The sequence below is a fragment of the Streptomyces echinoruber genome (assembly GCF_014651135.1).
Taxonomy (GTDB): Bacteria; Actinomycetota; Actinomycetes; order Streptomycetales; family Streptomycetaceae; genus Streptomyces; species Streptomyces echinoruber.
This window is the reverse complement of the sequence record NZ_BMWH01000004.1, coordinates 1-13,235: the sequence shown is the minus strand read 5'-3', so window position 1 is coordinate 13,235 and position 13,235 is coordinate 1. Positions and strand designations below refer to the sequence as shown.

The 13,235-nt window shown below is 73.6% G+C and carries 12 protein-coding genes; 7 read left to right on the top strand and 5 right to left on the bottom strand.

Features of this window, described 5'->3' with window-relative positions; translation table 11 throughout:
* The first annotated feature begins 80 nt into the window (after nt 1–80).
* Nucleotides 81–1,523, top strand: coding sequence for an FGGY-family carbohydrate kinase (locus IE225_RS07075; protein ID WP_190056494.1), 1,443 nt, complete (start codon nt 81–83; stop codon nt 1,521–1,523).
* A 112-nt stretch (nt 1,524–1,635) separates the two neighbouring features.
* Complete coding sequence (locus IE225_RS07070) at nt 1,636–2,280, top strand: histidine phosphatase family protein (RefSeq protein ID WP_190056493.1); 645 nt, start codon at nt 1,636–1,638, stop codon at nt 2,278–2,280.
* 108 nt (nt 2,281–2,388) lie between these two features.
* On the opposite strand, the gene IE225_RS07065 is transcribed toward IE225_RS07070, so the two are convergent.
* A complete protein-coding gene (locus IE225_RS07065) occupies nt 2,389–3,030 on the bottom strand; it encodes a superoxide dismutase (RefSeq protein ID WP_190056492.1) in 642 nt (213 codons plus the stop codon).
* A 147-nt stretch (nt 3,031–3,177) separates the two neighbouring features.
* Nucleotides 3,178–4,554: an amino acid permease gene (locus tag IE225_RS07060; RefSeq protein ID WP_190056491.1), complete on the bottom strand. Its 1,377-nt coding sequence runs from the start codon at nt 4,552–4,554 to the stop codon at nt 3,178–3,180.
* 409 nt (nt 4,555–4,963) lie between these two features.
* Here IE225_RS07060 and IE225_RS07055 point away from each other — a divergent pair, with 409 nt between their 5' ends.
* On the top strand, nt 4,964–5,575 hold the full coding sequence (locus IE225_RS07055; RefSeq protein WP_190056490.1) for a biotin transporter BioY: 612 nt from the start codon (nt 4,964–4,966) through the stop codon (nt 5,573–5,575).
* A gap of 8 nt (nt 5,576–5,583) precedes the next feature.
* On the opposite strand, the gene IE225_RS07050 is transcribed toward IE225_RS07055, so the two are convergent.
* On the bottom strand, nt 5,584–6,207 hold the full coding sequence (locus tag IE225_RS07050; RefSeq protein WP_190056489.1) for a hypothetical protein: 624 nt from the start codon (nt 6,205–6,207) through the stop codon (nt 5,584–5,586).
* Between the two features lie 317 nt (nt 6,208–6,524).
* Nucleotides 6,525–8,009, bottom strand: a complete 1,485-nt coding sequence (locus tag IE225_RS07045) for an amino acid permease (RefSeq protein ID WP_190056488.1) — start codon at nt 8,007–8,009, stop codon at nt 6,525–6,527.
* Between the two features lie 305 nt (nt 8,010–8,314).
* Here IE225_RS07045 and IE225_RS07040 point away from each other — a divergent pair, with 305 nt between their 5' ends.
* On the top strand, nt 8,315–8,803 hold the full coding sequence (locus IE225_RS07040) for a ribose-5-phosphate isomerase (RefSeq protein WP_190056487.1): 489 nt from the start codon (nt 8,315–8,317) through the stop codon (nt 8,801–8,803).
* Nucleotides 8,804–8,879: 76 nt separating this feature from the next.
* Nucleotides 8,880–9,686 (top strand): Fpg/Nei family DNA glycosylase, encoded by an 807-nt coding sequence (locus IE225_RS07035; RefSeq protein WP_190056486.1) that lies wholly within the window; start codon nt 8,880–8,882, stop codon nt 9,684–9,686.
* Nucleotides 9,687–9,954: 268 nt separating this feature from the next.
* Here IE225_RS07035 and IE225_RS07030 read toward each other — a convergent pair whose 3' ends face one another.
* The gene (locus IE225_RS07030) at nt 9,955–11,214 is read right to left on the bottom strand and encodes a GNAT family N-acetyltransferase (RefSeq protein ID WP_190056824.1); all 1,260 of its coding nucleotides are present in this window, start codon (nt 11,212–11,214) and stop codon (nt 9,955–9,957) included.
* Nucleotides 11,215–11,491: 277 nt separating this feature from the next.
* Here IE225_RS07030 and IE225_RS07025 point away from each other — a divergent pair, with 277 nt between their 5' ends.
* Nucleotides 11,492–12,679, top strand: coding sequence for a PP2C family protein-serine/threonine phosphatase (locus IE225_RS07025; RefSeq protein ID WP_190056485.1), 1,188 nt, complete (start codon nt 11,492–11,494; stop codon nt 12,677–12,679).
* Between the two features lie 123 nt (nt 12,680–12,802).
* Nucleotides 12,803–13,129, top strand: coding sequence for a hypothetical protein (locus IE225_RS07020; protein ID WP_190056484.1), 327 nt, complete (start codon nt 12,803–12,805; stop codon nt 13,127–13,129).
* Nucleotides 13,130–13,235 lie beyond the last annotated feature (106 nt).

Here is a 13,235-nt window from a genome sequence, read left to right as displayed (position 1 = left end):
TCCGTTTCACGGACATGATGTGCTCTGCCGGCGTTCCGCGTAACCGCTCGTGCACACCGCGTGGGAGAGGAAGGGCCCGAATGGCCGATGAGGGTGAGGCGTGGCTGGGAATCGACCTCGGCACGCAGGGCGCGCGTGCGCTGCTGGTCACCGCGGACGGCACGGTGCTCGGCGCCGGCTCGGCCCCGCTGGCCGGGCGGCGCGCGGGGGAGCGGCACGAGCAGGACCCGCGGGAGTGGTGGACGGCGGTGTGCGCGGCGGCCCGGACGGCCGTGCGGGGGGTGCGGGCGCGCATCGGGGGACTGGCGGTGTGCGGCACCTCGGGGACCGTGCTGCTGACCGACCGCGCCGGCCGGCCGCTCACCCCGGCGCTCATGTACGACGACGCCCGCGCGGCCGGTGAGGCGGCGCGGGCGCGGGCGGCCGGGCTCGCGGTGCAGGACACCTGGGCGCTGCCGAAGGCGCGGTGGCTGCTGCGGGCGTACCGGGCGTACGGGGAGGGCCGGATCACCCACCAGCCGGACGTGATCACCGCCCGGCTGGTGGGCCGCCGGGTGCCGGCCGACTCCAGCCACGCCCTGAAGACCGCCTACGACGTGGAGCGCGAGGCGTGGCCCGACGCGCTGGGCGTGCCGGAGCACGCGCTGCCCGAGGTGGTGCGCCCCGGCACGCGGCTCGGGGAGGTCTGCCCGGCCGCCGCCGAGGCCACCGGCGTCCCCGCCGGCACGCCCGTCGTCGCCGGGATGACCGACGGCTGCGCCGCGCAGCTCGCCTCCGGCACGCTCACCGAGGGCGCCTGGAACTCGGTGCTGGGCACCACGCTGGTCCTCAAGGGCGTCGCCCGCGAGCCCGTGCGGGATGCGTCCGGCGTGCTCTACCACCACCGCGCGCCGGACGGCAGGTGGCTGCCGGGCGGCGCGTCGGGGGTGGGCGCGGGGGCGCTGGCCGCCCGGTTCCCGGACGCCGACCCGGGGGAGATGGACCGGCGGGCGGCGGCGTACGAGCCGTCCGGGGCGCTGGCCTATCCGCTGGTGTCGCGGGGCGAGCGCTTCCCGTTCCTGGCGCCGGACGCCACCGCGTTCCTGCTCGGCGAGCCCGCCGGGGACGCCGAGGAGTGGGCCGCGCTGCTGCAGGGCGTCGCCTTCGCCGAGCGCCTCTGCCTGGACTGCCTCGACCTCCTCGGCGCCCCCCTCGACGGGCCCCTCACCTTCACCGGCGGCGGCGCCCGCAGCGCCTACTGGAACCAGCTGCGCGCCGACGTCCTCGGCCGCCCCGCCCGCGTCCCCGAGCGGACGGAGGCGGCGCTGGGCATGGCGGTGCTGGCGGCGTACGCGACGGGAGCGGCGCCGACCCTGGCGGAGGCGGCCGGCGCCATGGTGCGCCTCCGCACGGTCGTCGAGCCGCGGTCCGGGCACAGCGCCCGGTTCCTGGAGCCGTACGCCCGCCTCGTGCGTGAGCTGCGGGGGCGCGGCTGGCTGCCGGAGGCGCTCGCGCGGCACGCCCTGCGCCGGGCGGGTGGATAGAACGCCCGGCCTGGTCCGGCACGGCCTGGTCCGGCACGGTCCGGCCCGGCCTGGTCCGGCACGGTCCGGCCCGGCCCGGTCCGGTCCGGCTCAGGTGGGGATACTGCCGTCCATGGCCACCACCTTGTTCCTCGCCCGGCACGGGCAGACCATCTGGCACGCCGAGAACCGCTACGCCGGAGTCAGCGACGTCGCGCTCACCGGCACCGGGCGGGCCCAGGCCGAGGCGCTGGGGCGGTGGGCGGCCGCCCACCCCGTGGCCGCGGTCTGGACGTCCCCGCTGTCCCGGGCCGTGGCGACCGCCGAGCCGGCCTGCCGGGCCCTCGGGCTCGTCCCGCGGCGCGAACCGGACCTGCGGGAGTGCGACTTCGGGGTGGTGGAGGGGCGGACGCTGGCCGAGTTCGCGGCCGAGGAGCCGGAGCGGGCGGCGGCGTTCCGGGCCGATCCGGTGGCGCATCCCTTCCCCGGCGCGGAGGATCCCCGGGCCGCCGCCGAGCGCGGGGCGGCCGCCCTGCGCCGCGTCGCCGGCGCGCACCCCGGCGCACGGGTTCTGGTCGTCGCGCACAACACCCTGCTGCGCCTGGTGCTGTGCCGGCTGCTGTCGATCCCGCTCGGCGACTACCGCCGCGTCTTCCCGCGCCTGCGCAACGCGGACCTCACCGAACTGCGCCTCGACGGGGACACCGCGTCCCTGCTCTCCCTCAACGTGCCCGTCGGCGTGTTCCCCGGCGTGCCCCTCGACGTGCCCGGTACGTGAGCGGGGCGGTCCCGCGCATCCGTCCGCGCGGGACCGCCCCGCTCCCTGCGGCCCTGCCCGCGTGACGGGTGAGAAGACGATCACGAGGCAGGACGGGCGGGGGCGCCGTTACGGCGCGAGCAGCAGCGCGTTGCCGCGGGACGTGGCGTCCTCGTAACGCCGGGCCACGTCCTGCCAGTTGACGACCTGCCACATCGCCTCGACGAAGTCGGCCTTCTGGTTCCGGTACTGCAGGTAGAAGGCGTGCTCCCAGGCGTCGAAGACCAGGATCGGCGTCGAGCCCTGGCCGACGTTGCCCTGGTGGTCGTAGACCTGCTCGACGATCAGGCGCCCGCTGAGCGGCTCGTACGCCAGGACGCCCCAGCCGGAGCCCTGAGTGGTGGCGGCGGCCCTGGACAACTGCGCCTTGAAGGCGGCGAAGGAGCCGAACGACTCCCGGATGGCCTCGGCGAGCTCGCCGACCCTGTCCTTCTCGTCCGGCTCGCCGCCGCCGTCGCCGGACATGTTGGTCCAGTAGATGGAGTGCAGGATGTGGCCGGAGAGGTGGAAGGCGAGGTCCTTCTCCAGGCCGTTGATGGCCCCCCACTGCTCCTTGTCCCGCGCCTCGGCCAGTTGCTCCAGCGTGTCGTTGGCGCCCTTGACGTACGCCGCGTGGTGCTTGTCGTGGTGCAGCTCGATGATCTCGGGGCTGATCACGGGAGCCAGCGCGGCGTAGTCGTACGGCAGGTCGGGCAGCGTGTAGACGGGCATGCGGGTCCCCTCGGGCCTCTTATTGCAACTGACTTGCAGGTGCAAGTTATCAGCATGCGGCTCGTCGGGGGCAACAGTCGCACGACGGAAACGCGAAGGGCCTCCGCGCACCGATGTGCGCGGAGGCCCTTCGCGTGCCGGCCGGGGTCAGCTCCTGCCGCGCGCCCGCTGCCACAGGAGGCCGGCCGCCGCCAGGACCAGCGTCATCCCGCCGGTCGAGTAGAGCTGCACCCGCGTCTCCGGCTGCCGCGCCATGAGGACCAGGACGCCCGCCATGCCGGCCAGCGCCACCCAGGTGAGGTACGGGTACGCCCGCATCCGCACCGTCAGCCGCTCGGGCGCCTCGCGCTCCAGGCGGCGGCGCAGGCGGAGCTGGGAGACGGCGATGATGATCCACACGACGAGGATGACGGCGCCGATCATGTTCAGCAGCCAGGGGAAGACGTCGTCGGGCCGCCAGTAGCTCAGCACCACGCACAGGAAGCCGAAGACGCACGAGGCCAGCACCGCGCGCCGCGGCACCCCGCCGGACACCCGGCCCAGTGCCTTCGGGCCGTGCCCGCGCTCCACGAGCGAGTACGCGATGCGCGAGGAGCCGTAGATGTTGGCGTTCATGGCGCTCAGCAGCGCCACCAGGACCACGACGTTCATCAACTGACCGGCGCCGGGGATGCCGAGGCGGTCCAGGGCGGCCACGTACGGGCCGCGGGTGACGACCTCGGGCGCGTTCCACGGCACGAGGGTGACGACGACGGCCATGGAGCCGATGTAGAACACGGCGATGCGCCACATCGCCGTGCGGACCGCGCGCGCCACGCCCTGCACCGGGTTCTCGGACTCGGCCGCGGCGATGGTGACGGTCTCCAGGCCGCCGTAGGCGAAGACGGAGGCGAGCAGCCCGACGACCAGGCCCTGGCCGCCGTGGGGCAGGAAGTCGGTCAGGTGGCTGGTGCCGGGGGAGTCGGTGCCGGGCAGCACGCCCGCGACCGCCAGCACGCCCAGTACCAGGAACAGGGTGATCGCCCCGACCTTGAGCGCGGCGAACCAGAACTCGAACTCGCCGAAGTTGCGCACCGCGGCCAGGTTCGCGCCGCAGAAGACCACCATGAACAGCGCCACCCACACCCACTCGGGGGTGCCCGGCAGCCAGCCGGTGACGATCTTCGCGGCGCCGATGCCCTCCAGGCCGACCGCCGTGCACAGCAGCACCCAGAACGACCAGCCCGCGGTGAAGCCCGCCCACGGGCCGATCGCCCGCTCGGCGTGCGCGGAGAAGGAGCCCGACGACGGGTACGCGGCCGACATCTCGCCCAGCATCCGCATCACCAGCATCACCAGGACACCGGAGAGGGCGTAGGCGAGGACGATCGACGGGCCGGCGGCGGCGATACCCGCCCCGGAGCCGACGAACAGGCCGGCGCCGATGACCCCGCCCAGCGCGATCATCGACAGGTGGCGCTGCTTCAGGCCGTGGGAGAGGGCGGCGTCCGGCTGGGGCGGAGCCTTGACGTTGGTGCTGGGCATGATGCGAGTTCGTCCAGTACGGCAGCGGGTAAAAGCGCCCACAGTCTGGGCGGTCGCCCCGCAGGCGCGGGGAAACCGCCCACGATGCGGACGACGGGCATACGGAGGGTGAAACTCCGGTTACGGGCGGCGCGGCCGGCGGGGCTCCCCCTCCCGGGGAAGGACTCCGCGGACCGGGCGCGACCCGTTTGGCGAAACCCTACAGATGCCGCACGGCCGCTCCGCGTGGCAGTGCCCACGCCACCTCCGTGACCGGCGTCACGCCCCGTCAGGTGTACTGACCGCCCTTTGTGCGAAGGACACGAAGGCCCCGTTCCGTCCTTTGTCGAGCGCCGACGGTGATCGGAACTCGGGCGCCGGTATAGCGTCACCGTGTCCCACTCTGCCGACACCACCCCGGGGAGTCCCCATGAGCACCGCCGCCCCCGCCGCCCGTCCCGGGCAGGTCCTCGCCGACCTCCTTCCGGCCCCCAAGCTCTCGGCTCCGCTCGAGCAGGGCGGTGCCCGCGTCCGCGACGCCGCCCTCGTCGTCGGCGGCGCCGTGCTGACCGGTCTGGCCGCGCAGCTCTCCGTGCCGGTGCCGGGCTCGCCGGTGCCGGTGACCGGGCAGACCTTCGCCGCGCTGCTGGTCGGCACCGCGCTCGGCACCGGCCGCGGCTTCCTCTCCCTGGCCCTGTACGCGCTGGCCGGCGTCGCCGGCGTGCCGTGGTTCGCCGACGGCGGCTCCGGCGCCGGCGCCCCGTCCTTCGGCTACATCCTCGGCATGCTGCTCGCCTCCGCCCTGGTGGGCGCCCTGGCCCGGCGCGGCGCCGACCGCTCGGCCTGGCGCACGGCGGGCGCGATGCTGCTGGGCGAGGCGGTCATCTACGCCGTCGGCGTGCCGTACCTGGCCCTCGCCACCGGCATGACCGCCTCCCAGGCGATCGCCGCCGGCCTCACCCCGTTCCTGATCGGCGACGCGCTGAAGGCGGCCCTGGCGATGGGCCTGCTGCCCACCGCCTGGCGGCTCGTCAAGCGCTGAAAACGTCATCAGTAATTCCCGCACAAGAGGTTCGCCGGGCCGTACGCGGCCTTCAGCCCGGCGAGCCTCTTCGTCGTCTCCGGCTCGTATGCGCCGTCTCCGGCTCGTACCGCCTCGTACGGCTCGTACAGCTCGTACAGCCTCGTACCGCCGCTCGCCGCGGTCCCCGGCGCCGAAGGTGAAGTTCGGCGACCGCCCGGGCGGCATCGGGGCGAGCAGGGCGAGGGCCGGGCCGACCACCGCGCGGGCCGTGTCCCGGCCGCCCACGGCGAGCAGCCGCACCAGGAACCGCCCGGCTGGGGGTACCCCCACGCCGTTCGGGCAGTAGTGGGGGAGCCAGGAACCGCGTTCGGGGCGGGCCACCGGGCCGGCGCCCCGCCCAGGTGGTTGACCCGCACGACGCACCTCGTGCCCGCGTCCGGCCCGGCGCGTACCGGCAGTTCGGCGGCCGCCCCGGTGTCCAGGTCGCGCAGGACCGCGCTGTCGCCGTAGTAGGCGTGCGGGACGTCCGGGTCGCTGTGGATGGTGTGGCTCTCGGCGTACGGCATCACGCGCAGCGAGTCGGGGAGCACCGGCCCCAGCGAGCGCAACGGCGCGACGAGTTCCGCGCCGTCGGCGCCGGTGTACGTCACGCGCCTGCCGGGCGGGCACCACGACACCCGGCCTCCGGCCGAATCCGGTCCGGAAGCCGGCGAGTTCACCGGCGTACCCGGCGCTGCCGGGGCGGAGCAGGGGGAAGCCGGGGGAGTCCTGCGGGAGGGGTCCGCGCCGGAGGTCCTCGTGCCGTTCACGGGGCCCGGACCGGCGCCGTCACCTGACACCGGCCGTCATGTTTTCCGCGACCGCAGCCTGATGGCCGGCCCGGCTTGGCCCGGCCCGTGCCGCGACATGCGTGAGGGAGCCCCGCGCGGCGCGGGACTCCCTCACAGCGATGCGAGGACCGGGACGGTCAGCGTGCGGCGACCTCGTCCGCCGCGGCCTGCGACTCCACGGCCGGGGCCGACTGCGCCCGCCCGCCGCGGACCTTCTCCTTCACGAAGGCGATGGCCAGCACGACCGCCGCGACCAGCAGCGACAGCAGCACGGTCTCCCGGCCGTCGTGCTCGGTGTCGGTGAGCATGTATCCGAGCACCAGGACGATCAGCGCGGCCGTCGCCCAGGTCAGGTACGGGTACAGCCACATCTTCACGAGGAGCTTCTCGGGCGCCTCGCGCTGGATGATCCGCCGCATGCGCAGCTGGGAGAAGCAGATCACCAGCCACACGAACAGGGCGACGGCGCCGGAGGAGTTGACCAGGAAGAGGAAGATGGTGTCCGGGAACTTGTAGTTGAAGAACACGGCGACGAAGCCGAAGACCACCGAGGCGAGGATCGCCGTCCGCGGCACACCGCTGGCCGTGGTCCGCGCGAACGCCTTGGGCGCGTCCCCGCGCTCGCCGAGCGAGAAGGCCATGCGGGAGGCGGTGTAGAGCCCGGAGTTCAGGCAGGACAGCACCGACGTCAGGATGATCACGTTCATGATCTGCCCGGCGTTCGGGATGCCGAGGGAGTCCAGGGCGGCGACGTAGGAGCCCTTCTCGGTGATCGACTTGTCGTTCCAGGGCAGCAGGGAGACGACGACGAGGATCGAGCCGAGGTAGAAGACGGCGATCCGCCAGATCACGCTGTTGGTCGCCTTGGTCACCGCCTGCTGCGGGTTGGCGGACTCGCCGGCGGCGAGCGTGACGATCTCGCTGCCCATGAAGGAGAACACGACCAGCAGCACGCCGGTGAGGATGGCGCCGGGGCCGTGCGGCAGGAAGCCGCCGTGGGCGGTGAGGTTGCCCAGCCCCGCCTTGTCGCTGTGCACGCCGGGCAGCACGCCGAAGACCGCGAGGCCGCCGATGACGATGAACGCGGCGATCGCGACGACCTTGATGCCGGCGAACCAGAACTCGAACTCGCCGTAGGAGCCGACCGAGACCAGGTTGGTCGCGGTCAGCACGATCATGACGATCAGCGCCCATCCCCACTGGGGAACGGCCGGGACCCAGCCGTTGAGGATCTTGGCGCCGGCGGTGGCCTCCACGGCGAGGACGACCACCCAGAAGAACCAGTACAGCCAGCCGATCGTGAACCCGGCCCAGGGGCCGAGGGCGCGGTCGGCGTGCGCGGAGAACGACCCGGAGGTCGGGTTGGCGGCGGACATCTCGCCGAGCATGCGCATCACGAGCACGACGAGGGCGCCGACGAGGGCGTACGACAAAAGGATGCCGGGGCCGGCCGCGTTGATGCCGGAGCTGGAACCGACGAACAGGCCCGCACCGATCACGCCGCCGATGGCGATCATCGACAGGTGGCGGTTCTTGAGCCCGGCCTTGAGTCCGGATCCGCCGGGGTTTCCGTGGCCGCCGGGGCCGGGTGCGGCCTTCGACTGGGTCGGCTGCGACGTCATGAAACGGGTTTCCTTTGCGCCGGGTAGCTGTCCTTCCGTACCGCGGGAGCACGCCGTTGTGCGACTTCGGCCCTCTTCGGGTACGGGGTGTCTCGTACACGGGGGTACGAGCCGGTCCAGTGAATCCAAGGTGTACGGATTCCGGAACCTCTGAATCCGTATCGTTACGCGACGTTTTCTTGATCGCTCATGTTAGCTTCGTCACATTCCCGACCGGGTTGCGGCGAAATGGGAGGTCACCGGGGTTATGACGGCCCGTCGACCCGCGACGACGGGCGGGAAGGACGCGTGTCACACTCGGAGCCATGCGCGTGTACCTCGGCTCCGACCATGCCGGCTTCGAACTGAAGAACCACCTCGTCGAGTGGCTGAAGGCGGCGGGTCACGACCCCGTCGACTGCGGCCCCCACATCTACGACGCCCAGGACGACTACCCGCCCTTCTGCCTCCGCGCCGCCGAACGCACCGCCGCCGACCCCGACTCCCTCGGCATCGTCATCGGCGGTTCCGGCAACGGCGAGCAGATCGCCGCCAACAAGGTCAAGGGCGTACGCGCCGCCCTCGCCTGGAGCGAGGAGACCGCCGCCCTCGGCCGCCAGCACAACAACGCCAACGTCGTCGCCGTGGGCGCGCGCATGCACACCACGGAGGAGGCCACCAAGTTCGTCGAGGTCTTCCTCAACACGCCGTTCTCGGGCGACGAGCGGCACGTGCGGCGCATCGGCATGCTGTCCGCGTACGAGACGGACGGGGAGCTGCCGCCGATCCCGGCGCACCACCCGCAGGGAGACTGAGGCCGCCGGCCCTCCCGCGGCCCGGCGCCGCCCGCGCCGGGCCGCGCACGCACGTGCACGAAAGGAACCAGCCACCGTGCCGGAAGGGCACACCATCCACCGCCTGGCGCGGGAGTACGCCCGCTTCACCGGCTCGGCCGTCCGCGTCAGCAGCCCCCAGGGCAAGTTCTCCGACGCCGCCGCCCTGCTCGACGGCACGACGCTGCACACCACCGACGCCCACGGCAAACACCTCTTCCTCGGCTTCCGGCCCGGCGACTGGATCCACATCCACCTCGGCCTCTTCGGCAAGGTCGCCTTCGGCGACGCCCCCGCGCCCCCGCCCACGGACACCGTCCGGCTCCGCCTGGCCGACGACACCTCCTACGCCGACCTGCGCGGCCCGACCACCTGCGCCCTGATCACGGACGCCGAGAAGGACGCCCTGCACGCCCGCCTCGGCCCGGACCCGCTGCGCCCGGACGCCGACCCGGCGGCGGCCTACGCCCGCATCCGCCGCAGCCGTATACCGATCGCCGCCCTCCTCATGGACCAGAAGGTCGTCGCCGGCGTCGGCAACGTCTACCGCGCCGAGGTCCTCTTCCGGCACCGCATCGACCCCTACCGGCCCGGCCGGGACATCACCCCCGCCGAGTGGGACGCGCTCTGGACGGACCTGGTGGAGCTGATGCGCGCGGGCGTGCGCGCCAACCGCATCGACACCGTCCGCCCCGAGCACACCCCGGAGGCGATGGGCCGCCCGCCCCGCGTCGACGACCACGGCGGCGAGGTGTACGTCTACCGCCGGGCCGACCGGCCCTGCCACGTCTGCGGCACCGGCATCCGCACGGCCGGCCTCGCCGCCCGCAACCTCTTCTGGTGCCCCACCTGCCAGAAACACTGACCTGGAAGGCGCCGACGGGAGAAGCGCGGACGGGAGAGGCGCCGACGGGAGAAGCACGGACGGGAGAGGCGCCGACGGGAGAAGCGCGGACGGGAGAGGCGGAGAGGCACCGGCAACAGAGGCGCCGGCGAAGGAAAACGCCGACGCGGGAGGCACCGGCGGAACACCGCCCGGGCGGTCACCCCCGCCGCGGCCTCGGAACCCCCGGCCTCGGAACCCCGGCCTCGGAACCCCGGTCTCGGAACCCCCGGTCTCGGAACCCTCTGCCTCAGAACCCGTGCGGCAGCCACGGCGCCACCTCGGACCCGAACGCCACCGACGCCTCCGCCAGCGCGCCCGCCCGCACCTCCGCCACCCGCCCGGCGGCGGCCAGGGCCGTCAGGGACACGCCGCCCAGGTACGCCGCCCCCAGCTCCCGCACCGACAGCACGAGGTCGGCCGCGTCCCCGGTCCGCTCGCAGGACGCCCCCTTCGCGTCCCCGGTGAGCCGCCAACGCCCCGCGTTCCACGGGCAGAAGGGGTCGGCCACCTCGAACACGACGTCCACCGGCGCCCGATACGTCCGCGCCGCGAGCGCCGCCCCCACGTCCACGAGCCGTACGAACAACGCGTCCCGCAGCCGCACCCGGCAGCGCCGTATGTCGGAGACCAGGTACTGCCAGGCGTCGCCGACGGGCCGCCTGCGCACGGTGAGCGTCGAGGTGAGGTCGATAGAGAACAGGAACCGCCACAGCGCCGCCTCCGTCACCGGGTCCAGCGCGTCCAGGGCCTTCAGGACCACCGTGCCGTCGTGTCCGTCGTCGTTCCAGCCCAGCTTCACGTGGAAGCGCGCGTATCCGGTGACCTCGCCGTCCCGCTCGGCGACCACGCACTGCAGCGGGGAGGCCCCGTCCCGCTCGCTCTCCGGGTCGAAGATCTGCGCCCGCGCCCAGCCGGGCCGCCGGGCCGGCATGCCCGGGCGCCGGGGCACCAGCCGCGCGTACACCGCCTCGCACTCCTCCAGCACGTCGGCGGGCGCCGCGTAGCGCAGCCGTACGCCGTCCGTGCCGGCCGGCACGTCGAGCGCGATCCGGCCGGTGTCGATGTCGGCGCCCAGCCAGGAGGTGGCCGCGCCGTAACCGAACCGGCCGTAGATGCCGGGCTCGGAGGCGGTGAGGACCGCCAGCGGCTCGCCCCAGGAGCGCACGTCGTCCAACTGGCGCCGCATCATCGCCGTCAGCAGCCCGCGCCGCCGGTGCGTGGCCGCCACGCTGACCATGCTCACGCCGGCCGCCGGCACCGACGCGCCCCCGGGCACGGTCACACGGAAGGTGAACGCCCCCGCCGTACCCACGCAGGCGTCCCCGTCCCAGGCGCCGAGGAAGCGCCCGAACTCGGTGAGGGAACGGTCCAGCTCCCGTTCCTCCGGCGCGACGACGCCGCCGAAGGCCCGCACCAGGGTGTCGTAGAAGGCGTCCCACTCCTCTGGCCGCAGCACCCGCAGCCGCGCCCCGGACCCTGTCACCGCGCCCGTCACCGCGCCCGTCATTCCGCCCGTCACCGCGCCGGTCGCCGTGCCGCTCGCCGTGCCGGTCGTACCGTCAGTCCCCATGGGCCATGCCTACCAGGGCAATGCGGGACGAGCCATCGAATTTCCCCCGCCGCCGGGCCCCGCCGAAGCGAGAGGTTCGTGCAATTTACCGCGGGGTGGCAGCGTTCCGGCCGCGCGTCAAGTTCACTGAATACCAGAGGAGTCGGGCCCGGGCGGGGGACAAGTGGGACCTCCCGTGCCAAGCGACCGGTCCGATGGATAGGGTCCCGAACCAATGACAGCAGGACAGCAGCGACGCGAGCGGCGCTCGGAGACAGAGACGCTCACGGCCCGGTTGAAGAGACAGTGGCACCGGGCCCGCACCGGCGTGCGCCGGACCGCGGTCGACTACTTCCGCGGCGACGCCTCCGACTGGGTCGCCCTGACCGGCCTGCTGCTGACCGTCCCGCTGATCGCGGCGGTGACCCTCGCCAACCCGGTGTGGTGCTCCCCGGCCGCCCTGATCCTGCCCATCGTCGTCGGCGGCCTGCTGCTGCGCCCGGCGAGCCTGCTCGGCCTGTACGCGGCCGCGGCCACCGCGCTGATCGTCGAGTCGGTCCGCCTCGGCCCCTACACCGAGGGCCCCTCCCGCGTCACACCCGGCGTGGTCCTCGTCGTCGCCGCCTCCGGCTTCTTCGGCCTCCTGCTCGCCCAGTTCCGCAGCCGTGTCGGCGTGCCCTGGCGGCGCGGCGGCACCATGCTCTTCGACCTGCGCGAACGCATCCGCGTCCAGAGCAAGCTGCCCAGCCTCCCCGAGGGCTGGCACCGCGAGATGGCGCTGCGCCCGGCCGGCGGCCAGTCCTTCTCCGGCGACTTCGTCGTCGCCGCCCGCACCAACGGCGGCCGCACCCTGGAGGTCGTCCTCACGGACGTCTCCGGCAAGGGCATGGACGCCGGCTCGCGCGCCCTGCTCCTCTCCGGCGCCTTCGGCGGCCTCCTCGGCAGCCTGCCCCCGCACGCCTTCCTGCCGGCCGCCAACGGCTACCTGCTCCGCCAGGAGTGGGAAGAGGGCTTCGCCACCTCCATCCACCTCGTGCTCGACCTCGACTCCGGCGACTACGAGCTGTACTCCGCCGGCCACCCGCCCGGGCTCCAGCTCAGCGCCGGCAGCGGCCGCTGGGAGCAGAAGACCGCCGAGGGGCCCCTCCTCGGCGTCTACGACGGCGCCCAGTTCGACCCCGTCAAGGGCACCCTGCGCCCCGGCGACGTCCTGATGCTCTTCACCGACGGCCTCGTCGAGACCGCCGACCGCGACATCGCCGAGGGCATCGACCGCCTCACCGGCGAGGCCGACCGCTACGTCGCCGGCGGCTTCCACGGCGCCGCCTGGCACCTCATCGAGGCCGTCGCCAAGGACGTCAACGACGACCGGGCCCTGCTGCTGATCTGCCGGGAGGGGCCGACGGCGGCAGCGGCACGGTGACGGAGCGGTGAGCCGCGACCGGCGTGGCTTTGTAACACCTCCGTGAGAGTCGGGGCCCCGGAGCACGGCGGGGAACGCGGCGCTGATAGAGATAACAGGGCACTGAACGGAGGGAGTTCGGACGTGAAGTTCGACATGGGTGCACAGACGCTGTCGAACCTGGTGCGGGACACGCGGGGTTCGTCGGACGACCTGGGGTCGCTGGTGCGCCAACTGGTGCAGGCGGCGCAGCCGTTGGAGGGGAAGTTCAACGGCACGGGCCGGGCGATGTTCGACCAGTTCAAGGCGCGGGCGGACCAGATCGCCAGTGAGCTGAACTCCTCGCTGTCGGCGATCCTGGGCGGTCAGTCCGGCATGGACAGCGCGTTCGGCACGGGTGACCAGGAGCAGGGCGACAACGCGCGCCAGCAGATGGCGGCGGCCAACTTCGACGCGGCACGGTTCCGCTGACGACCGGGCCTGCAACAGGAATCAGACGGAGGGGAGTTGACATGGCGGGTGCGGGTGCGGACCGGCGGTCGTACGACACGGGTGCGTCGGCGGATGCGCAGGGCAA